This is a genomic window from Pseudomonas sp. St316 (assembly GCF_018325905.1).
In the GTDB taxonomy this organism is placed as follows: Bacteria; Pseudomonadota; Gammaproteobacteria; order Pseudomonadales; family Pseudomonadaceae; genus Aquipseudomonas.
This window is the reverse complement of the sequence record NZ_AP021901.1, coordinates 5,513,188-5,533,949: the sequence shown is the minus strand read 5'-3', so window position 1 is coordinate 5,533,949 and position 20,762 is coordinate 5,513,188. Positions and strand designations below refer to the sequence as shown.

The 20,762-nt window shown below is 62.0% G+C and carries 17 protein-coding genes and 1 pseudogene; 10 read left to right on the top strand and 8 right to left on the bottom strand.

Annotation, left to right across the window (positions count from 1 at the left end; translation table 11 throughout):
- Positions 1 to 57: 57 nt before the first annotated feature.
- From KI237_RS24755 to tadA, 9 genes are all read left to right on the top strand, one after another.
- Entirely contained in the window at positions 58 to 825 is a 768-nt protein-coding gene (locus tag KI237_RS24755; protein WP_212797450.1) for a sulfite exporter TauE/SafE family protein, read from the top strand.
- Between the two features lie 70 nt (positions 826 to 895).
- Positions 896 to 1,444: a hypothetical protein gene (locus tag KI237_RS24750; protein WP_018611183.1), complete on the top strand. Its 549-nt coding sequence runs from the start codon at positions 896 to 898 to the stop codon at positions 1,442 to 1,444.
- Between the two features lie 242 nt (positions 1,445 to 1,686).
- Positions 1,687 to 3,156, top strand: coding sequence for an IMP dehydrogenase (guaB, locus tag KI237_RS24745; RefSeq protein WP_212797449.1), 1,470 nt, complete (start codon positions 1,687 to 1,689; stop codon positions 3,154 to 3,156).
- Between the two features lie 79 nt (positions 3,157 to 3,235).
- Entirely contained in the window at positions 3,236 to 4,813 is a 1,578-nt protein-coding gene (gene guaA, locus KI237_RS24740; RefSeq protein ID WP_053161917.1) for a glutamine-hydrolyzing GMP synthase, read from the top strand.
- Positions 4,814 to 5,450: 637 nt separating this feature from the next.
- Positions 5,451 to 5,846 (top strand): DUF6632 domain-containing protein, encoded by a 396-nt coding sequence (locus KI237_RS24735; protein ID WP_212797448.1) that lies wholly within the window; start codon positions 5,451 to 5,453, stop codon positions 5,844 to 5,846.
- Between the two features lie 137 nt (positions 5,847 to 5,983).
- The gene (locus KI237_RS24730) at positions 5,984 to 6,523 is read left to right on the top strand and encodes a kinase inhibitor (protein WP_212797447.1); all 540 of its coding nucleotides are present in this window, start codon (positions 5,984 to 5,986) and stop codon (positions 6,521 to 6,523) included.
- Between the two features lie 5 nt (positions 6,524 to 6,528).
- Entirely contained in the window at positions 6,529 to 7,347 is an 819-nt protein-coding gene (locus KI237_RS24725) for a helix-turn-helix transcriptional regulator (protein WP_212797446.1), read from the top strand.
- 107 nt (positions 7,348 to 7,454) lie between these two features.
- The gene (locus KI237_RS24720) at positions 7,455 to 8,831 is read left to right on the top strand and encodes a multicopper oxidase family protein (RefSeq protein ID WP_212797445.1); all 1,377 of its coding nucleotides are present in this window, start codon (positions 7,455 to 7,457) and stop codon (positions 8,829 to 8,831) included.
- Positions 8,831 to 9,322, top strand: coding sequence for a tRNA adenosine(34) deaminase TadA (gene tadA, locus KI237_RS24715; protein ID WP_212797444.1), 492 nt, complete (start codon positions 8,831 to 8,833; stop codon positions 9,320 to 9,322). Before KI237_RS24720 ends, tadA begins: the two co-directional genes overlap by 1 nt.
- A 158-nt stretch (positions 9,323 to 9,480) precedes the next feature.
- Here the strand turns inward: tadA and cmoB are convergent.
- The 8 genes and pseudogenes from cmoB to KI237_RS24675 form a co-directional block, all read right to left on the bottom strand.
- Positions 9,481 to 10,436 (bottom strand): annotated as a pseudogene (gene cmoB, locus KI237_RS24710) (tRNA 5-methoxyuridine(34)/uridine 5-oxyacetic acid(34) synthase CmoB).
- Positions 10,433 to 11,176: a carboxy-S-adenosyl-L-methionine synthase CmoA gene (gene cmoA, locus KI237_RS24705; RefSeq protein ID WP_018611163.1), complete on the bottom strand. Its 744-nt coding sequence runs from the start codon at positions 11,174 to 11,176 to the stop codon at positions 10,433 to 10,435. Before cmoA ends, cmoB begins: the two are co-directional and overlap by 4 nt.
- Before the next feature lie 199 nt (positions 11,177 to 11,375).
- Positions 11,376 to 12,011, bottom strand: coding sequence for a lysoplasmalogenase (locus tag KI237_RS24700; protein ID WP_212797443.1), 636 nt, complete (start codon positions 12,009 to 12,011; stop codon positions 11,376 to 11,378).
- A gap of 2 nt (positions 12,012 to 12,013) precedes the next feature.
- Complete coding sequence (locus tag KI237_RS24695; protein ID WP_212797442.1) at positions 12,014 to 12,406, bottom strand: protease inhibitor I42 family protein; 393 nt, start codon at positions 12,404 to 12,406, stop codon at positions 12,014 to 12,016.
- Between the two features lie 210 nt (positions 12,407 to 12,616).
- A complete protein-coding gene (lon, locus tag KI237_RS24690) occupies positions 12,617 to 15,031 on the bottom strand; it encodes an endopeptidase La (RefSeq protein ID WP_249410664.1) in 2,415 nt (804 codons plus the stop codon).
- Between the two features lie 211 nt (positions 15,032 to 15,242).
- Positions 15,243 to 16,556 carry an MFS transporter gene (locus KI237_RS24685; protein ID WP_212797441.1) on the bottom strand — a complete coding sequence of 438 codons (1,314 nt, stop codon included), beginning with the start codon at positions 16,554 to 16,556 and terminating at the stop codon, positions 15,243 to 15,245.
- Between the two features lie 423 nt (positions 16,557 to 16,979).
- Complete coding sequence (locus tag KI237_RS24680) at positions 16,980 to 18,221, bottom strand: HlyC/CorC family transporter (RefSeq protein WP_212797440.1); 1,242 nt, start codon at positions 18,219 to 18,221, stop codon at positions 16,980 to 16,982.
- 12 nt (positions 18,222 to 18,233) lie between these two features.
- Complete coding sequence (locus tag KI237_RS24675) at positions 18,234 to 19,046, bottom strand: cytochrome C assembly family protein (RefSeq protein ID WP_003198083.1); 813 nt, start codon at positions 19,044 to 19,046, stop codon at positions 18,234 to 18,236.
- 206 nt (positions 19,047 to 19,252) lie between these two features.
- Here KI237_RS24675 and ffh point away from each other — a divergent pair, with 206 nt between their 5' ends.
- Positions 19,253 to 20,629, top strand: coding sequence for a signal recognition particle protein (gene ffh / locus KI237_RS24670; protein ID WP_003198085.1), 1,377 nt, complete (start codon positions 19,253 to 19,255; stop codon positions 20,627 to 20,629).
- The last annotated feature ends 133 nt before the right edge of the window (positions 20,630 to 20,762 follow it).

The following is a 20,762-nucleotide window of genomic DNA, read 5'->3' as shown; positions in this document are numbered from 1 at the left end:
GATATGCCACCGCACATCTGGCTAAAGTCCCCGCTCTCCTCATCAAGGAAGTGCCGGATGGATCTTCTGTCATGGTTAGGCCAGTGGGCATTTGCCCCCACGCAATGGCTGGTGATCGGCTCGGCCATTGTCCTGGCTTACATCGTGTTCGGCATCGCCGGGTTCGGCACGGCACTGGTGGCCGCGCCCATTCTGCTGCTGTTCATGCCCCTGTCGAAAATCGTCCCGTTGCTGGTCTTGCTCGACTTTGTCGCGGCCTTCGGCAACTTGTTGCCCTCGCGCCGGGACGTGTCCCGGCCGGAGCTGCTGCGGTTGTTGCCGTGCATGGCGCTGGGCTGCACCGTCGGGGTGATTTTCCTGCTCAACCTCAAGTCCGACCTATTGTTGCTGTTGATGGGGCTGTTCATCAGCAGCTATGCAATCTACAGCCTGTTGATAAAAACCCGGCCGACGCAGTTGTCATCGCGCTGGGCGTTTGCGATGGGCACGGTGGGCGGGATGTTCGGCGCGTTGTTTGGCAGCGGCGGCTTTTTATATGCCATCTATCTGAACAGCCGCCTGCCCAAGGAACCGGCCCGGGCCACGCAAAGTGCCTTGATCAGTTGCAGCACTGTGGTACGCCTGAGCCTGTTTATCGTCGCCGGTGTGTATGCCGAGCTACCCTTGCTGGTACTGGCGCTGTGTTTGTTGCCGGCCATGGCGCTGGGGCTGTGGGTAGGACGTCGCTTGACCATGAAGATGTCGCGAGAGGCATTCGTGCGGCTGGTCACCTGGCTGGTGCTTGCCAGCGGCCTCGCGTTGATCGGGCGCTACCTGAGTGCTTGACCTGGCCCCGCCAGGGATTAAGCTGCCGGCCTTTGATCAGACCCTGCCAGGGAAACAGCCAGGCCTCGCCATGAATTCGCAAAGCATCATCGTTCCGAAAATTTCCACCCTGCCGGTCCACGAGCCTCGGGCCCGGGCGATCGTGCGCTGGCTGGTGCGCAAGAATATCGTCGAAGAACAACTGACCACCTGTGGGCGCACCGGCAATCGCATGGCCCACGCCATCGCCTCCGGTGCCCGCGACGTGGTCATGCACCCCGAAGCCTTGCCATTCGGTGAGGCGATCAATGGCCTGGAGATCATCACCAAGCGCTGCATCTATACACCGGCCAAGGGGTTTCTCGAAGAAGCCGGTTGCGCCGAGTGCCGCAAGGAAGTCGGCGAAGCACTGTTCGAAAGCCTCGAAGACTGGATGCCGGCGCGCACCGACAACTTCACCTGCCCCGAATGCGGCCATGAAGATGACATCAACGGCTTCCTGTTCTTGCAGCCCTGCGGGTTTTCCAACCTGGGGTTCATCTTCAATAACTGGCTGGAGGCGGGGTTCAAGCAGGACTTCCTCGACGAATTCGCCGATTGGCTGGATCAGCCGGTGAGTTGGGTGAAGGTGGAATTATAGAAACAACGCAGCAACCCATGTGGGAGCGAGCTTGCTCGCGATAGCGGTGTGTCATCCACTGCCTATGCCACTGGCACGCGCATTCGCGAGCAAGCTCGCTCCCACAGGGATTTTGTTGGCAGTCAGGCTGTGTTTAGCCCCATCGATCACCCCGGCAATAATAGACAGAGTTTTACATTGAGCCAGACGGGGTGCATGAGTATAATGGCGCGCTTCCATTTTCCCGCTCGGGAGCCCCCGCGATGCTGCGTATCAGCCAAGAAGCTCTGACCTTCGACGACATTCTCCTAGTGCCCGGTTATTCCGAAGTACTGCCTAACGAAGTCAGTCTCAAAACCCGTCTCACCCGTGGCATCGAACTGAATATCCCCCTGGTTTCCGCCGCCATGGACACCGTGACCGAAGCCCGTCTGGCCATTGCCATGGCCCAGGAAGGCGGTATCGGGATCATCCACAAGAACATGACCATCGAACAGCAGGCCGCCGAAGTGCGCAAGGTCAAGCGGTTCGAAGCTGGCGTGGTCAAGGACCCGATCACCATCGAGGCTGACGCCACGGTTCGCGATCTGTTCGAACTGACCCGCATGCACAACATCTCCGGCGTTCCGGTGCTGCACGATGGCGACCTGGTCGGCATCGTCACCTCCCGCGACGTACGCTTCGAGAACCGCCTGGATGCCACCGTCCGCCAAGTGATGACGCCTAAAGAGCGCCTGGTCACGGTCAAGGAAGGCACCAGCAAGGACGAAGTCCGCGAGTTGCTGCACAAGCACCGCATCGAGCGCGTGCTGATCGTCGACGACAAGTTCGCCCTCAAGGGCATGATGACCGTCAACGACATCGAAAAAGCCAAGGCCTACCCGCTGGCCAGCAAGGACGACCAGGGTCGTCTGCGCGTCGGTGCTGCGGTCGGCACAGGTAAGGACACTGGTGACCGCGTCGCGGCCCTGGTGACTGCCGGCGTTGACGTGGTAGTGGTCGACACTGCCCACGGCCATTCCAAAGGCGTGATCGACCGCGTTCGCTGGGTCAAGCAGAACTTCCCTGAAGTACAGGTGATCGGCGGCAACATCGCCACCGGCGCTGCCGCCAAGGCCCTGGCTGAAGCCGGCGCCGATGCGGTCAAGGTCGGTATCGGCCCTGGCTCGATCTGCACCACCCGCATCGTCGCCGGTGTCGGCGTGCCGCAAATCAGCGCCATCGCCAACGTCGCCGCCGCCCTTGAAGGCACGGGCGTACCGTTGATCGCCGACGGCGGCATCCGGTTCTCCGGTGACCTGTCCAAGGCTATCGTTGCCGGTGCTTCCTGCGTGATGATGGGGTCGATGTTCGCCGGTACCGAAGAAGCACCGGGCGAGATCGAGCTGTTCCAGGGCCGTAGCTACAAGGCCTATCGCGGCATGGGTTCGCTGGGCGCCATGTCCCAGGCCCAGGGTTCTTCCGACCGTTACTTCCAGGACTCCTCCGCGGGTGCCGAGAAGCTGGTGCCGGAAGGCATCGAAGGTCGTGTGCCGTACAAAGGCACCCTGAGCGCCATCATCCATCAACTGATGGGCGGCCTGCGTTCTTCCATGGGCTACACCGGCAGCGCCAACATCGACGAGATGCGCACCAAGCCGGAATTTGTCCGCATTACCGGCGCCGGCATGGCCGAGTCCCATGTCCACGATGTACAGATCACCAAGGAAGCGCCGAACTACCGAGTAGGGTAAGGCCTTCAGCAAAACGTTAATCACCGGGGCTGTTCATTCAGCCCCGAGTTGTTTCTGATTCACCACATGAGAATGAGTCATGGCCCTCGACATTCACGCTCACCGCATCCTGATCCTCGACTTCGGTTCCCAGTACACCCAGCTGATCGCCCGCCGCGTGCGTGAAATCGGCGTGTACTGCGAATTGCATCCGTTCGACATGGATGACGAAGCGATTCGCGAATTCGCGCCTAAAGGCGTCATCCTCGCCGGCGGCCCCGAGTCCGTGCACGAAGCCGACAGCCCGCGCTGCCCGCAAGCCGTGTTCGACCTGGGCGTGCCCGTCTTCGGTATCTGCTACGGCATGCAGACCATGGCCGAACAACTGGGCGGCAAGGTCGAAGGTTCGGACCTGCGTGAGTTCGGTTATGCCCGCGTTGACGTAGTCGGCAAGAGCCGCCTGCTGGACGGCATCGAGGACCACGTCGACGCCGACGGCCTGTTCGGTCTGGACGTGTGGATGAGCCACGGTGACAAGGTCACCCGGATGCCGGAAGACTTCCACATCCTGGCCAGCACCCCGAGCTGTCCGATTGCCGGCATGTTCAACGATGATCGCCGTTACTACGGCGTGCAGTTCCACCCAGAAGTGACCCACACCAAGCAGGGCGGCCGCATCCTGTCGCGCTTCATCCTCGACATCTGCGAGTGCGAAGCCCTGTGGACCCCGTCGAAAATCGCGGAAGACGCCATCGCCCAGGTGCGCGCCCAGGTGGGCACCGACAACGTGCTGCTGGGCCTGTCCGGCGGTGTCGACTCCTCGGTGGTCGCGGCGCTGCTGCACAAGGCCATTGGCGATCAACTGACCTGCGTCTTCGTCGACAACGGCCTGCTGCGCCTGCACGAAGGCGAGCAAGTAATGGCCATGTTCGCCGAGAACATGGGCGTCAAGGTGATCCGCGCCAACGCCGAAGAGCAGTTCCTGAACAACCTGGCCGGCGAGTCCGACCCGGAGAAGAAGCGCAAGATCATCGGCCGCACCTTCATCGACGTGTTCGATGCCGAATCCTGCAAGCTGGACAACATCAAGTACCTGGCCCAGGGCACCATCTACCCCGACGTGATCGAGTCGGCCGGCGCCAAGAGCGGCAAGGCTCACGTGATCAAGTCCCACCACAACGTCGGTGGCCTGCCGGAAGAAATGAACCTCAAGCTGGTCGAGCCGCTGCGCGAGCTGTTCAAGGACGAAGTGCGTCGCCTCGGCCTGGAACTGGGCCTGCCGTACGACATGGTCTACCGCCACCCATTCCCAGGCCCGGGCCTGGGCGTGCGGATCCTCGGTGAAGTGAAGAAGGAATACGCCGACCTGCTGCGTCGCGCCGACCACATCTTCATCGAAGAACTGCGCAAGGCCGACTGGTACCACAAGGTCAGCCAGGCCTTCGTGGTGTTCCAACCGGTGAAATCGGTGGGCGTGGTCGGCGATGGCCGCCGTTACGCCTGGGTCGTGGCCCTGCGTGCCGTGGAAACCATCGACTTCATGACCGCGCGCTGGGCACATCTGCCGTATGAGCTGTTGGAAACCGTTTCCGGTCGCATCATCAATGAAATCGAAGGCATCTCTCGCGTCACTTATGACGTGTCGAGCAAGCCGCCGGCGACGATTGAGTGGGAATAAGTCAGGCTTGAACAGCTGACCGCTGACGGCCGCTATTGGCCCCTGCGCTCCTTTTGAACAAAAGCCCTGTGGATAACTTCCATGGGGCTTTTTTCATTTTTGCTGGTCAATTCCATGCCTCCGATCGCAATGACATGCTGGTGTTGGAAGGGGGCATGGTTCACGAGGACCTGTCGCATGCCAGCCCGTTCTCCTCGTGCTCGTGCATGTAAATCGAACAGGGTCTCCAAATCCGGACGTGGTGTGTGCACCAAAGCCCGCAGCATCTCCCTGGCCATGGAGCATTGAACATGTTCGATCGGGGGCTGCTGCGCAGCCCAGCGGGAGCAAGCTCCCTCGCCACAAGAGCGGTTCGGCGTAGTAACCCGTTCGGTGTTTGTGCGATGGCATTTGAGAGGTTCACCTCATTGCCCCATCAACCCCCAAAACCGTGGCGAGGGAGCTTGCTCCCGCCGGGGTGCGAAGCCCCCCAATCCAGGCGGGCAGCATCAATCGAGCCGATCGTGATGACGGTTTTGGGGCTGCTGCGCAGCCCAACGGGAGCAGTTCGCCGTAGGCAATCGGTGTACGCCCAAGCGTGTTCTATACTCCTGGCACCCATTGCGGTGACAAACACGCCGCGATAAGGAGCCCCGGCATGAATGACATTCAAAAGCTCGCCGCCTTGCGCATGGTTTTGATCGTTGTCGGCCTGATCGCCGTCTTCGCGATCTGGCCGCTGATGAACCTGTGGCCGTCTGGCTGGGCGTGGCACAGCGGCCATTCCCACTATCCGTTGATGATTGTCGGCATCTACGCCACCCTCGGTGTGTTCCTGCTGATGGCATCGCGCGATCCGATGAAGCACCTGAGCCTGATCTGGTTCACGGTATGGTCGAGCATCGTGCACGGCGCGATCATGGCGGTGCAGTCCTTCGACGTCGAGATGGATGGGACTCGGCATATGGGGCATTTACTTGGCGATGTGCCGGCGCTGTTCATTGTCGCGGCGGCGCTGGCTTTTTTCATGCCGCGCAGCGACCCGACGCGCTAGCCGCCTCGAATTGGGGGCAATGGTGCTCCCTTCCGGATATCGAGCATTTCGGCACAATTGTCGAGCGTTTCGGCACACTGACCATTCGGCGTTCAACCTAGACTCTGGCTTCATTTTTAGCCTTGACCGGAGTCGCGATGAACATCAGATCGATCCTGCCCGCACTATCCATGGCAGTGGCATTCAGTGGCTACGCCGCCGACTTTTCATTGAGCAGCCAGGACATTGCTGACAATCGTCCATTGACTCAACGGGAAGTGTTCCAAGGCTTCGGTTGCGAAGGCGGTAACACCTCCCCGCAACTTTCCTGGATAAACGCCCCCACCGGCACGAAAAGCTACGCGATCACGGTCTACGATCCTGATGCGCCGACGGGTAGCGGTTGGTGGCATTGGACGGTCTTTAACCTGCCCGCTTCTATCCATAGCCTGCCAAGAGGAGCAGGGCCGAGTTTGCCTGCCGGTGCGGTACAAGGGCGAACTGACTATGGTCAATCCGAGTTTGGCGGCGCTTGTCCTCCCGTTGGGGATAAACCCCATCGCTATCAATTCACCGTATGGGCATTGAAAGTCGATAAGCTGGCGCTCGACAACCAGGCCAGCGGGGCCTTGGTCGGGTACATGCTCAATGCCAACGCCTTGGCCAAAGCGACCATTACTTCAACTTACGGACGTTAAGCACGATGCACCCTTGTGAGGGCATACAGCACCGGGAAAACATTATCGATGCGTGTGTCATTCGGGCGCGCCAGCCCCTGACCTTGTCACGGGTGCCGGTGTTCGTGACGACTTTGTGTCGAGTACGACAAGGGGAAAAGTTGTTGCAGTGGGATGACCGTGAGATGCGCGCCGGGCCGCAACAGCTGATTCTGATGCCGGCCGGGCGCGAGTTGGGTCTCTCAAACTTGCCCGGCCCCCACGGTCACTACATCGCCGATGCGGTGACCTTCCCCGCTTCGATATTGCGCAGCTTCAGTACCCGTTATAGCCAGCAGATCAGGAGCCGTCGCGGTGTACTCAAGAGTGATCTATGCGTTCCCCTGGACAAGCACACGATACAGGCATGGGATCAGTTGCTGGCGGCCATCAGCGCGGACGCCCCGCAGGTATTACGCACACATTATGGGGAAGCGGTTCTTCTGAGCCTATGCCTTGGCGGCCAACTCGGACCTTTGCTGATGGGGCGCGACGATCCACTTTGTGAACGTGTCCAGCAACTGGTCATGGGCAACCCGGAGAGAGATTGGACGGTGGCAGACATCGCACAGTACCTGAACCTGGGTGAGTCGACGTTGCGTCGTCAATTGGCGAATGAAGGGGACAGTTTCCGCAATATTCTGGAGGGTGTTCGATTGGCGACCGCGTTGCAATGGATGCAGACCACCTCTCGGCCGATCGGTGAAATCGCCGGGGCCTGTGGTTACGCCTCGGCCTCGCGTTTTGCCGTGCGCTTCCGCTCACGCTATGGGCTGTCGCCACGTGAGTTGCGCGAAGGGATTTAAAGCGTTTTTCATTTTTGCAGCCCTTACCGTTTCTCATCTGCGGGTGTATCGTATTCGCCTTTTGCGGGCCCAACGGTTCGCCGCGGATTCAATAGGTGGTTGCGTTCATGTCCTTTACCCGTCGCCAAATACTCGGTGGCCTGGCCGGTCTTGTTGTCGTTGGCGTGGGTGCAGGAGGTGCGTCGCGGTACTGGCTGGGCAAGCGCGCCGATGCCGAGGCCGGTCACGATTATGAATTGATCGCCGCACCGCTGGACGTCGAGCTGGTGGCCGGGCACAAGACCCAGGCCTGGGCGTTTGGCCCCTCGGCGCCGGGCACCGAGCTGCGGGTGCGCCAGGGCGAATGGTTGCGGGTGCGCTTTATCAATCACCTGCCGGTCGCTACCACCATTCATTGGCACGGCATCCGTTTGCCACTGGAGATGGATGGGGTGCCGTATGTCTCGCAGTTGCCGGTGCTGCCGGGCGAGTACTTCGATTACAAGTTCCGCGTGCCGGACGCCGGCAGCTATTGGTACCACCCTCACGTCAACAGCAGCGAGGAGCTGGGGCGCGGCCTCGTGGGGCCGTTGATCGTCGAGGAGCGTGAGCCCACCGGCTTCAAGTACGAACAGACCCTGAGCCTCAAGAGCTGGCATGTGGACGAGCAGGGCGAGTTCGTGGAGTTCAGCATTCCCCGTGAAGCGGCGCGTGGCGGCACGGCCGGACGGCTGGCGACCATCAACGGCGTGGCGCAGGCGGTGATTGACCTGCCGGCCGGGCAGATCACCCGGGTGCGCTTGCTCAACCTGGACAACACCCTGACGTACCGCATCAACATCCCAGGCGTTGAAGCGCAGATCTATGCGCTGGACGGCAACCCCATCGAACCGCGCCCGTTGGGCAAGGAATACTGGCTTGGCCCGGGCATGCGCATTTGCCTGGCGATCAAGGCGCCGCCAGCCGGCGAAGAGTTGTCGTTGCGCAATGGCCCGGTGCGCCTGGGGACCTTGCGTTCGGTGCCTAACAGTGACGCGCCGAGCCAATGGCCGCCGGCGCTGCCGCCCAATCCGGTGTCTGAGCCGGACCTGGCCAATGCCGAAAAACTCAACTTCAATTTCGAATGGGTCGGCTCGGTGTCGGTCAATGTCGACAATGGCAAGCCGCCGAGCCTGTGGCAGATCAACGGCAAGGCCTGGGACATCACCGACAAGACCTGCGCCGACCGGCCGATCGCCACGCTGAAGAAAGGCCAGAGCTACATTTTCGAATTGAAGAACATGACCCAGTACCAGCACCCGATCCATTTGCACGGCATGAGCTTCAAGGTGATCGCGTCGAACCGGCACAAGGTCGTGCCGTATTTCACCGACACCTACCTGCTGGGCAAGAACGAGCGGGCGCAGGTGGCGCTGGTGGCGGATAATCCAGGCGTATGGATGTTCCACTGCCATGTGATCGACCACATGGAAACCGGCCTGATGGCCGCCATCGAGGTGGCGTGATGCGCCAGATTCGCCCCGCCAAAATCATCGACCGCAGCCGTGACCAGGACTTCATGCGCGAAGCCTTGGCCCTCGCCGCCCAAGGCGCAGCCCTGGGCGAAGTGCCGGTGGGCGCGGTGCTGGTGCAGGACGGCGAGATCATCGGACGCGGTTTCAACTGCCCGATCAGCGGCCACGACCCCAGTGCCCACGCGGAAATGGTCGCCATCCGCGCCGCCGCCCAAGCGGTGAGCAACTATCGCCTGCCCGGCAGCACGCTGTATGTGACGCTGGAGCCCTGCAGCATGTGCGCTGGCCTGATCGTCCATTCGCGTATCGCCCGGGTCGTCTACGGCGCCCTGGAGCCCAAGGCCGGCATCGTGCAGAGCCAGGGGCAGTTTTTCAGCCAGGGTTTCCTGAACCATCGGGTGATGTACGAGGGCGGGGTGTTGGCCGAGGAATGCAGCACTGTGCTGAGTGAGTTCTTCAAGGCCCGAAGAGCCAAAGACTGAACACCGCCCCCTGTGGGAGTGAACCTCTGTGGGAGCAAGGCTTGCCCGCGATGAACGATAACGCGGCCTTACTATAGACCGCGGTGCCCGTCATCGCGGGCAAGCCTTGCTCCCACAGGTTCACTCCCACAGAGGCCCTCTCACAGGGGGGCGGCGATTTATTTACGCGCCACAATCACCGCCCGCATCGGCGCCGGCAACCCTTCGATGGTTTTGCTGTGGTCGGCGGGGTCGAGGAAATCGCTCAGCGACTGATACTTCATCCACTCGGTGCTGCGCTGTTCCTGCACGGTGGTCAGGCTCACGTCCACGCAACGCACATCGCTGAACCCGGCGCGGCGCAGCCAGCGTTCCAGGGCCGGGACTGACGGCAGGAACCACACGTTGCGCATCTGCGCGTAGCGGTCCTCGGGCACCAGCACCTGGTGTTCGTCGCCCTCGATCACCAGGGTTTCCAGCACCAGTTCGCCACCCTTGACCAGGCAGTCCTTCAAGGCCAGCAGATGCTCGATCGGCGAGCGCCGGTGGTAGAACACGCCCATGGAAAAAACCGTGTCGAAGCCTTCCAGCTCTGCTGGCAGGGCCTCGAATGGGAACGGCAGGTGCCAGGCGTTGGGCTGCGACAGGTAGCGCTGCACCGCCTGGAACTGGCAGAAGAACAGCCAGTTGGGGTCGACGCCGATCACCGTGTCAGCCCCGGCGCCGAGCATCCGCCACATGTAGTAGCCGTTGCCGCAGCCTACGTCGAGGATGCGCTTGCCTTTGAGATCCAGGTGCGGGGCCACCCGTGACCACTTCCAGTCCGAGCGCCATTCGGTGTCCACGTGCACGCCGAACAGGTCGAAAGGTCCTTTGCGCCATGGCGACAGGCCCATCAACGCGGTACGCATTTGCGCACGGGTTTCGTCGCAGCAATCGGTGTCGAGCGTCAGGCCACTCAGCAGGTCGACCGTGGTGGGTTGCAAGGCCGGCAGCGCATCGAGCGCGCTTTGCCAACGCTCCAGATCGCCATGGCCCTTTTCCATCTTGCTGTCGAGTTGCGTCTGCAGTGTCGCGGCCCAATCGGCCAGGGGCGTGCCGGCCAGATGGCGGGCGAGGGGGACAGATCAATCATGGCAGGGCAATCAACGAGGCGAAGTTAAGACACTGGAACCACGGCACGACTTTCGAGAAACCGGCCGCCAGCAGGCGTTCGCGGTGTTCCTCGAGGCTGTCGGGCTTCATGACGTTTTCGATGGCGCTGCGTTTCTGGGCAATTTCCAGCTCGCTGTAGCCGTTGGCGCGCTTGAACGCTACGTGCAGGTCGGTGAGCAGGGCGTGTTCCTCGGCATCGTTGAAACGCAATTTTTCCGACAGGATCAGTGCGCCACCCGGTAGCAAGGACTGGCGGATGCGGCTCAACAATGCGGTGCGCTGGTCCGGTGCGATGAATTGCAGGGTGAAGTTCAGTGCCACCACCGAAGCCGGCTGGAACGTCAGGGCGAGGATGTCGCCTTCGATCACTTCCACCGGCAGCAGCTCCTGGAACATCGAGTCCTGGCCGTTGAGGTATTCGCGGCAGCGCTCGACCATGGCCGCCGAGTTATCCACTGCAATCACCCGGCAACCGTCGGTGCGCACGTGGCGGCGCAGGGCCTGGGTCACGGCGCCCAGGGACGAGCCCAGGTCGTAGAGTACGCTGCCCGGCTGGGCGAATTGCGCGGCGAGCACGCCGAGGTTTTCGACAATGGTCGGGTAACCCGGCACCGAACGCTTGATCATGTCCGGAAACACCCGCACCACGTCCTCGTTGAAGGCGAAGTCCGGCACTTGGGCCAGGGGTTGGGCGAATAGACGATCGGGGTCTTTGCTCACGGCGGTTCCAGCGGCATGGGTGGTGAAAAGGCCGGCATTTTAACCAAAAAACCTGTGGGAGCGAGCTTTGTGGGAGCAAGGCTTGCCCGCGATGAACGACAATGCGGTCTTGCTATAGACCGCGGTGCCTTTATCGCGGGCAAGCCTTGCTCCTACAGGGCCTTGCTCCTACAGCGCTCGGGCCCACATTAATCTTTCTTCAGTGTGGCTTTTGGGGGAACGCCGACGCCGTAATCCCCCATTGGCCGAGCCAGTAACTGACGATGATCAGGTAAGGCGCGGCAAGGAAGGGCTGCACGAACCGGTTGATGCCGATCAGGCTGTCGGAGAACACAAACGTCAGCGCCCCGGCGGCGGCCAGCCAGGCCGAGCGTTTCGGCACGCCGGTGCCCAGCCGTGCCAACGCTCGCCAAAGCATGGCGCTGATGGCTAGGCCGTAGACAATCACCGGCACTAGCAACGGCCCGAGACCGTTCGACACCAGGATCCCCAATAGTACCGCGCCGATGCCCAAGGCCAGGGCCAATGGCAGCAGCGCCGGGCGGCGGCAGTCGCTGAGATAGGCTTTCAGGTAGGCCAGGTGTGCCAGCAGAAACGCGCCAAGGCCGAACACGAACAGATCCCCAGGCCAGGCCAGCAACACGTCGCCCACCAGTGAAAAAATCAGCCCGAGGCTGATCCAGCGCCGATATTCGCCAGGCGGCGCATCGTGCAGCCAGCCGAGCAGGGCCAGGACCGGCATGGGCTTGACCAGCAGGCACAGCAGCGTGGCATGCATGGCCAGGCCGTACAGGTAGGTGGCTGCGCCCATCAGTGCAAGGATCAGCCAGCCCACGGTCAATTCACCGCAATGGCGCAGTCGAACGTTTCCACGGGCGGTACTTCCGGGGCCCAGGGCTGTTGATAAGTCAGGCGCAAGCGCCCGGTGCCGGTGCCGAACGCCTGGAAGCGCCAGGTCGAGACACCTGCGGCGCCGACGATGCCGGCGTCTTCCGGGTTGCGATAAACCTCCGGTCCCAAGCCTTTGAGCACGCCACCGGCCGAATCCTGGATCGCCCAGCGATAACCGGTAGTGGGATTGCTGGGCAAGCTCAGGATCAGGTTCTGCCCGTTATTGAGCCTTACCGGGCACTGGCTCAGTTTTTCCACGGTCACGTTGTTGCTGGTTTGCGTGGCGCAGGCGCTCAGCAGGGCGAGGCTGAAAGGGACGAGCAGGCGGGTGAGGGACATAAGGGCTCCGGCATTCACGACGAACGGCGAGCATAACCGAAGATGCTACTGGGTGTGTCAGCTGGGAAAGGGTTGGGGCTGATGACACCATCGCGGGCAAGCCTTGCTCCCACAATGGATCTTTGTTGCACCCCCAATTCTGTGAGCGACATTGACCCTGTGGGAGCAAGGCTTGCCCGCGATGGGGCCCGCACACGCGCTACTGTCCTATCAGAACAACACCTTGGCCACATCCGCAAACCGCTTGGCAAAGTGCACCGTGACACCTTCCTTGAGGTAGTCCGGCAGTTCTTCGAAGTTGCCCCGGTTGGCTTCCGGCAGGATCAGCTCGTTGATTTTCTGGCGGCGTGCCGCGATGACCTTCTCGCGCACCCCGCCAATCGGCAGGACGTGCCCGGTGAGGGTCAGTTCGCCGGTCATGGCCACGCCTCTTTTCGGCGGCTGGTTGCGGGCCAGGGACAGCAACGCGCTGGCCATGGTGACGCCGGCGCTCGGGCCATCCTTGGGCGTGGCACCTTCGGGTACGTGCAGGTGAACGAAGGCCTCGTCAAAGAACTTCGGATCGCCGCCAAATTGCTTCAGGTGCGAACTGACATAGCTGTGGGCGATTTCCGCCGACTCTTTCATCACCTCGCCCAGTTGCCCGGTCAGCTTGAAGCCGCGATTGAGGGTGTGGATGCGCGTCGCTTCGATCGGCAGGGTCGCGCCGCCCATGCTGGTCCAGGCCAGGCCGGTGATCACGCCGACACCGGACAACACCTGTTCGTTGCGGAACACCGGTTTGCCCAGGGACGCCTCGAGGTCTTTTGGCCCGAGCTTGATCACGGCCTTGGGGTCGTCGATCAGCTTCATCACCGCCTTGCGCACCAGTTTGCCCAGCTGTTTCTCCAGTTGTCGCACCCCGGCTTCACGGGCATAGCCATCGATCAGGGCCTTGAGGGCGCTGTCATTGATACTCAGGCTGCCTTTGGACACGCCGGCCTTGGCCAGTTGCTTGGGCCACAGGTGCCGCTTGGCGATGGCGACTTTTTCTTCGGTGATGTAGCCCGACAGGCGGATCACCTCCATCCGGTCCAGCAGCGGGCCGGGGATCGAGTCCAAGGTGTTGGCGGTGCAGACGAAGAGCACTTTCGACAGGTCCAGGCGCAGGTCCAGGTAGTGGTCGAGGAATTCGACGTTCTGCTCCGGGTCGAGGGTCTCCAGCAGGGCCGAGGCCGGGTCGCCCTGGTAGCTCTGGCCCATCTTGTCGATTTCGTCGAGCATGATCACCGGGTTCATCACTTCGACATCTTTGAGCGCCTGCACCAGCTTGCCCGGCTGGGCGCCGATGTAGGTGCGCCGATGCCCCTTGATCTCGGCTTCGTCGCGCATGCCGCCGACGCTGAAGCGGTAGAACGGCCGCCCCAGGGATTCGGCGATGGACTTGCCGACGCTGGTCTTGCCCACGCCCGGCGGGCCCACCAGCAGGACAATGGAGCCGTTGATCTCGCCCTTGTAGGCACCCACGGCGAGGAACTCCAGGATCCGGTCCTTGATGTCGTCCAGCCCGGCGTGGTGCTGGTCGAGCACCTTGCGTGCGTGCTTGAGGTCGAGTTTGTCCTGGCCGTATACGCCCCAGGGCACCGACGTCGCCCAGTCCAGGTAGTTGCGGGTGACGGCGTATTCCGGGGAGCCGGTCTCCAGGATGGAGAGTTTGTTCATTTCCTCTTCGATGCGCTTCTGCGCCTGGATCGACAGTGTCTTGCCTTCCAGGCGTTGCTCGAATTGTTCGAGGTCGGCGCTGCGGTCGTCCTTGGTCAGGCCCAGCTCCTGCTGGATCACCTTGAGTTGTTCCTTGAGGAAGAACTGGCGCTGATGTTCGCCGATCTTGTTGTTGACCTCGGCGGAAATCTCTTTCTGCAGGCGTGCCACCTCGACTTCCTTGCGCAGCATCGGCAGGACTTTCTCCATGCGCTTGAGCATGGGCACGCAGTCGAGCACTTCCTGCAACTCACTGCCGGTGGCGGAGGTGAGGGCGGCGGCGAAGTCGGTCAGCGGCGACGGGTCGTTGGGGCTGAAGCGGTTGAGGTAGTTCTTCAGCTCTTCGCTGTACAGCGGGTTGAGCGGCAGCAGTTCCTTGATCGCATTGATCAGCGCCATGCCGTAGGCCTTGACCTCGTCGGTCGGCTCGCTCGGCTGGTGCGGGTATTCGACTTCCACCAGGTACGGTGGGCGATGGTGCTTGAGCCAGGTGCGGATACGCACGCGGGTCAGGCCCTGGGCGACAAATTGCAGTTTGCCGCCTTCGCGGCTGGCGTGGTGCACCTTCACCAGGGTGCCGTACAGCGGCAGTTTCGAGGTGTCGAAATGGCGCGGGTCTTCCTGGGGCGAGTCCATGAAGAACAGCGCCAGGGAGTGATGCTCGGACTTGGCCACCAGCTCCAGGGTCTCGGCCCATGGTTCTTCGTTGACGATGACCGGCAGCACTTGGGCCGGGAAGAACGGACGATTGTGGATCGGGATGATGTAGACCTTGTCCGGCAAGTTCTGGCCAGGCAGGGCCAGGCCGGTGCCGGAGGAGGTGTGTTCGATGTGTTCGGAATCAGCGTATTCGTTCGTGGCTTCGGTAGAGTGCTGGTCGCTCATGGGGCACCTGCGCAATGGAGTATGGGTCTTAGATGGGGCAGGTGGGGGGTGGTTTCAATGGCGGGTGATTGTTAGCGGTTATTTCATTGGCCGGTTTTGCCCCGCAGGAGCGGCCGAGTGAAGCGAGGGCTGCGATCTTTCCTCTGACGCTTGAGTCTCCAAGTGAAAGATCAAAAGATCGCAGCCTGCGGCAGCTCTTACGGGAGGCGCGTCAGGCGACCCGGTTCAAGTCGTTGTGGCGCGTCTCCTTCAAGCACAGCACGGCGATTACGCTGAGCAGTGCGGCCGCTGAAACGTAGCCCCCGACGTAGCTCAAACCGCCCATCGCCACCAGCTTCTGGGCGAAGAACGGTGCGGCCGAGGCGCCGACGATGCCACCCAGGTTGTAGGCGGCCGACGCGCCGGTGTAGCGCACGTGGGTGGGAAACAGTTCTGGCAGCAAGGCGCCCATGGGGGCGAAGGTCACGCCCATCAGGAACAGCTCGATGCACAGGAACAGCGCCACGCCGCCGGTCGAGCCGTGGGTCAGCAAGGGTTCCATGAGGAAACCCGAGGCAATCGCCAATACGCCGCCGCTGATCAGCACCGGCCTGCGCCCGTAGCGGTCGCTGGCCCAGGCCGACAGGGGCGTGGCGGCGGCCATGAACAGCACGGCAAAGCACAGCAGGCCCAGGAAAGTCTCGCGGCTGTAGCCGAGGGTGGACACGCCGTAGCTCAGGGAAAACACCGTCGAGATATAGAACAGCGCGTAACACACCACCATCGCCGCCGCGCCCAGCAAGGTTGGCGCCCAGTACTGGCTGAACAGCTCCACCAATGGCACCTTTACCCGCTCCTGGCGGGCCATGGCATTGGCGAACACCGGGGTTTCGTGGAGCTTGAGCCGTACATAGAGGCCGACGATCACCAGCACGGCACTGAGCAGGAACGGAATCCGCCAGCCCCAGGCGCGAAATTGCTCATCGTCCAGGCTCATGGCCAGGGTCAGGAACAGCCCGTTGGCCGCCAGGAAGCCGATGGAGGGCCCCAGCTGGGGGAACATGCCGAACCAGGCACGTTTGCCCTTGGGCGCGTTCTCGGTGGCGAGCAGCGCCGCGCCGCCCCATTCACCGCCCAACCCCAGGCCCTGGCCGAAACGCAGCACGCACAGCAGGATCGGCGCCCAGGCGCCAATGCTGGCGTAGCCGGGCAGCACGCCGATGAGCGTGGTGCACACCCCCATCAGCAATAGGGACGCCACCAGCGTCGACTTGCGCCCGATCCGGTCGCCGAAGTGGCCGAACAACGCAGAGCCCAGCGGTCGGGCGAGGAAGGCGATGCCGAACGTCAGGAAGGACGACAGCATCTGTGCCGTGCCTGAGGTCTGTGGGAAAAACACCGGCCCGATCACCAGGGCCGCCGCCGTGGCGTAGACGTAGAAATCGTAGAACTCGATGGCGGTGCCGATAAAGCTCGCGGTCGCCACACGGGTGGCCGAATTTGTCGGCTGGGCAGGCACAGCTTCGTTGCAGGTAGCGGTCGTCATGCGGTTATCCCTGACAGTCATGTGCTCCGTTGGAGCGAATTATTATGGTCGAACACCCAGGGATGTGGGCGGGTATCCTTTCGCTGTTTCGGGTAGGAACAGTCGCAGGACTGATGCGGATTTTGCCAATGGTCGGGCGGGAACCGGCTGGGTGCAGGATAGACACAGGGTTCGATAAGCGGCTTGAGTATAGGAAGGGGGCTAACGATTCGACAATATGTATTGTGGCGAGGGGATCTATCCCCGCTGGACTGTGCTGTAGGAGCCGTGTTGAGCTGTGTAGGAGCTGTCGAGTGCAACGAGGCTGCGATCTTGTTCCAGGCAATTGAATCGCAAGTGAAAGATCAAGATCAAGAGATCGCAGCCTTCGGCAGCTCCTACACAGCGTTGTTCAGCGAGAGCAAGCTCCCTTGACCAGGGATGTCAGGAAGCCGTGGGCACCGAACTGTTATGCCACGCCAGCACCTGGCTGACGCGGTTGTCCACGGTCTCGATGATTTCCAGCCGATAACGGCCGATCTTCAGGCACACCGGGCTTTCGGGGATGGTTTCCAGGGCTTCGGTCACCAGCCCGTTGAGGGTCTTGGGGCCGTCGCAAGGCAGATGCCAGCCCAGGGTCCTGTTCAATTCGCGGATCGACGCCGCGCCATCGATCATCAGGCGACCATCGGGCTGGGGCTGAACGTGGGGGTTGTCGAGGCTGTGCTCGCTTTCGAATTCGCCGACGATTTCTTCCAGGATGTCTTCCAGGGTGACGATGCCCAGCACTTCGCCGTACTCGTCCACCACCATGCCCAGGCGCCGCTGCTGCTTGTGGAAATTCAGCAATTGCAGTTGCAGTGGCGTGCTTTCAGGGACGAAGTAAGGCTCGTGGGAGGCGGCCAGGAGTGCTTCCTGGGTCAGGCTCGCATCTGCCAGCAGATGTCGGATCTGGCGCGTGTTGAGCACCGCCTCGACCTGGTTGATGTCGCTGTGGAACACCGGCAGGCGGGTGCGACGGTTCAGGCGCAGCTGTTCAATGATTTCGCCGATGGGGTCGTCGAGGTTGATCCCATCCACCTCGCTGCGGGGCACGAGGATATCGTTGACGGTGATGTTGTCCAGGGCGTGGATGCCGGAAATCGGGTGCAGCCGGCCGCTATTGTGCTCCGATTCATGCTCGCTGCGCGGTGGCGTGGGCATCTCGTCGTCGCTCTGCTGCACCATGCCGGTCTTGCGCGCAAATGGACGCAGCAACAATTGGCTAGCACCATTCAACAGCCAGGCAAATGGATAGAGGATCTTCAACGGTATGCCAAGCAAGGTGTTGCCCAGTGCCAGCACCGCTTCGGGCTGGCGGGTGGCCAAGGTGCGCGGCAGGTAATCGGCAAACACCAGCAGGGCGGCGCTGATGCCGAGCCAGGCCACCCAGGGGCCGTTTTCCAGCCAGGTAAAAATCGCCAGCAATGTGCCGATGACCACGGCCAGGGTGCGGCAGAGGGTATTGCACAGGATCAGGCTGGCCAGCGGGAATGTCAGCGCGGCCAGCGGTTTGTCACTGGCGCGTGAGGCTGTACGCTGGGCCAGCAGGTGTTGCTGGGCGGCTTCGATAGCGGTGAACAGGGCCGACCAGAGGATCAGCACCACCAGCACGGCAAACAGCGGCGCCACGGGCAACGTATCCATCAGGGCCGTCCGTCACACATGCAGGATGTATTCGCGGACCAGCTTGCTGCCGAAGTACGCGAGCATCAGCAGGCAGAAACCGGCCAGGGTCCAGCGAATCGCCTTGTGCCCGCGCCAGCCGAGGCGGTTGCGGCCCCACAGCAGCACGCTGAAGACTATCCATGCCAGGCAGGCCAGCAGGGTCTTGTGCACCAGGTGCTGGGCGAACAGGTTCTCGACGAACAGCCAGCCGGAGATCAGCGACAGCGACAGCAGGCTCCAGCCGGCCCAGAGGAAGCCGAACAGCAGGCTCTCCATGGTCTGCAGTGGCGGGAAGTTGCGGATCAGCCCGGACGGGTGCTTGTTTTTGAGCTGGTGGTCTTGCACCAGTAGCAGCAAGGCCTGGAACACCGCGATGGTGAACAGGCCGTAGGCCAGGATCGACAGCAGGATGTGGGCAAGGATGCCTGGCTCTTCGTCGATGATCTGCACCGTGCCCGACGGCGCGAACTGCGCCAGCAGCACCGTGGCCAGCCCCAGCGGGAATAGCAGCACCAGCAGGTTTTCCACCGGGATGCGCGAGCAGGCCAGCAGCGTCAGGGCGATCACGGCGACGGCGATCAGGCTGGCGGCGTTGAAAAAGTCCAGGCCCAGGCCGATCGGCGTCATCAAGTGGGTATAAAGGCTGGCCGCGTGGCCGAGCACCGCCAGCACGCCAAGCGTGACCAGCAGGCGTTTGTTCGCCTTGGCGCCTGTGGCCAGGCGGGTGCCTTGATAGAGGGTCGCAGCGGCATAAAGGCAAGCGGCGGCGAGCGTGGCAAGCAAGCTGGGTGACAAGGGGAGCATAAATCCTGTTAGGCAAGCCCGAAAGACGCTGAGTTTGGCATAGAACCCCCTCCGCACGAAAGACCACCGCAACTGACAGTAAGGTGTACGTCGCCCGCTTCTTCGCTATAATCCGCGACCTGCCCACGCCGCAGGCTCGCCGAGCACATTTTTCACGGTCTGGGCCGCCATTATCCCGGTCTCATCTGGGCCTGAAAGGATCGCGCATGTTTGAAAACCTAACCGACCGTCTCTCGCAGACGCTGCGCCATGTCACCGGCAAGGCGAAACTGACCGAGGACAACATCAAAGACACCCTGCGCGAAGTGCGCATGGCGTTGCTCGAAGCCGACGTCGCCCTTCCGGTGGTCAAGGACTTCGTCAACTCGGTCAAGGAACGCGCCGTCGGCACCGAGGTGTCGCGCAGCCTGACACCGGGCCAGGCGTTCGTGAAGATCGTCCAGGCCGAACTCGAAAGCCTGATGGGCGCCGCCAACGAAGACCTGAACCTGAGCGCCGTGCCGCCAGCTGTGGTGCTGATGGCGGGTCTGCAGGGCGCGGGCAAGACCACGACGGCCGGCAAGCTGGCGCGCTTTCTCAAAGAGCGCAAGAAGAAGTCGGTGATGGTGGTGTCGGCGGACATCTACCGTCCGGCGGCGATCAAGCAACTGGAAACCCTGGCCAACGACATCGGCGTGACGTTCTTCCCGTCCGACCTGAGCCAGAAGCCGGTGGACATCGCCCAGGCGGCTATTAAAGAAGCGAAACTGAAATTCATCGACGTGGTCATCGTCGATACCGCCGGTCGCCTGCACATCGATGAAGAGATGATGGGCGAGATCAAGGCGCTGCATGCCGCGATCAACCCGGTGGAAACCCTGTTCGTGGTCGATGCCATGACCGGCCAGGACGCGGCCAACACCGCCAAGGCATTCGGTGATGCACTGCCGTTGACGGGTGTGATCCTGACCAAGGTCGACGGTGACGCCCGTGGCGGTGCCGCGCTGTCGGTACGCGCCATCACCGGCAAGCCGATCAAGTTCATCGGTATGGGCGAGAAGAGCGAAGCCCTCGAGCCGTTCCACCCCGAGCGTATCGCTTCGCGCATCCTCGGCATGGGCGACGTGCTCAGCCTGATCGAGCAGGCCGAACAGACCCTCGACAAGGACAAGGCCGACAAGCTGGCCAAGAAGCTGAAGAAGGGCAAGGGCTTCGATCTCGAAGACTTCCGTGACCAGCTGCAACAAATGAAGAACATGGGCGGCCTTGGCGGCCTCATGGACAAACTGCCGAACATCGGTGGCGTGAACCTGGCGCAGATGGGCAATGCCCAGGGCGCGGCTGAAAAGCAGTTCAAGCAGATGGAAGCCATCATCAACTCCATGACCCCGGCCGAGCGCCGCGACCCCGAGCTGATCAGCGGTTCGCGCAAGCGCCGTATCGCCATGGGTTCCGGCACCCAGGTGCAGGACATCGGTCGCTTGATCAAGCAGCACAAGCAGATGCAGAAGATGATGAAGAAATTCTCCGCCAAGGGCGGAATGGCCAAGATGATGCGCGGCATGGGCGGTATGTTGCCCGGCGGCGGCATGCCGAAAATGTAAAGAATCTGCGCCGGCTGTCATGTCGGCGTTGCCCCGCACGGATGCGGGGATCACCAGCAAACCCGCAGTACGCGGGAGCTGACTTGCCGTTTTTCATGACGGCTCTATGGCAAATCTTGATCGCATGGCGCCA

Excerpts from the sequence above, each read along its gene's own strand:
- tadA (WP_212797444.1), top strand. The coding sequence starts at position 8,831 with ATGCGCCAGATTCGCCCCGCCAAAATCATCGACCGCAGCCGTGACCAG.
- guaB (WP_212797449.1), top strand. The coding sequence starts at position 1,687 with ATGCTGCGTATCAGCCAAGAAGCTCTGACCTTCGACGACATTCTCCTA.
- guaA (WP_053161917.1), top strand. The coding sequence starts at position 3,236 with ATGGCCCTCGACATTCACGCTCACCGCATCCTGATCCTCGACTTCGGT.
- KI237_RS24735 (WP_212797448.1), top strand. The coding sequence starts at position 5,451 with ATGAATGACATTCAAAAGCTCGCCGCCTTGCGCATGGTTTTGATCGTT.
- KI237_RS24750 (WP_018611183.1), top strand. The coding sequence starts at position 896 with ATGAATTCGCAAAGCATCATCGTTCCGAAAATTTCCACCCTGCCGGTC.
- KI237_RS24730 (WP_212797447.1), top strand. The coding sequence starts at position 5,984 with ATGAACATCAGATCGATCCTGCCCGCACTATCCATGGCAGTGGCATTC.
- KI237_RS24720 (WP_212797445.1), top strand. The coding sequence starts at position 7,455 with ATGTCCTTTACCCGTCGCCAAATACTCGGTGGCCTGGCCGGTCTTGTT.
- KI237_RS24695 (WP_212797442.1), bottom strand. The coding sequence starts at position 12,406 with ATGTCCCTCACCCGCCTGCTCGTCCCTTTCAGCCTCGCCCTGCTGAGC.
- lon (WP_249410664.1), bottom strand. The coding sequence starts at position 15,031 with ATGAGCGACCAGCACTCTACCGAAGCCACGAACGAATACGCTGATTCC.
- KI237_RS24755 (WP_212797450.1), top strand. The coding sequence starts at position 58 with ATGGATCTTCTGTCATGGTTAGGCCAGTGGGCATTTGCCCCCACGCAA.
- KI237_RS24675 (WP_003198083.1), bottom strand. The coding sequence starts at position 19,046 with ATGCTCCCCTTGTCACCCAGCTTGCTTGCCACGCTCGCCGCCGCTTGC.
- KI237_RS24725 (WP_212797446.1), top strand. The coding sequence starts at position 6,529 with ATGCACCCTTGTGAGGGCATACAGCACCGGGAAAACATTATCGATGCG.
- KI237_RS24685 (WP_212797441.1), bottom strand. The coding sequence starts at position 16,556 with ATGACGACCGCTACCTGCAACGAAGCTGTGCCTGCCCAGCCGACAAAT.
- ffh (WP_003198085.1), top strand. The coding sequence starts at position 19,253 with ATGTTTGAAAACCTAACCGACCGTCTCTCGCAGACGCTGCGCCATGTC.
- KI237_RS24680 (WP_212797440.1), bottom strand. The coding sequence starts at position 18,221 with ATGGATACGTTGCCCGTGGCGCCGCTGTTTGCCGTGCTGGTGGTGCTG.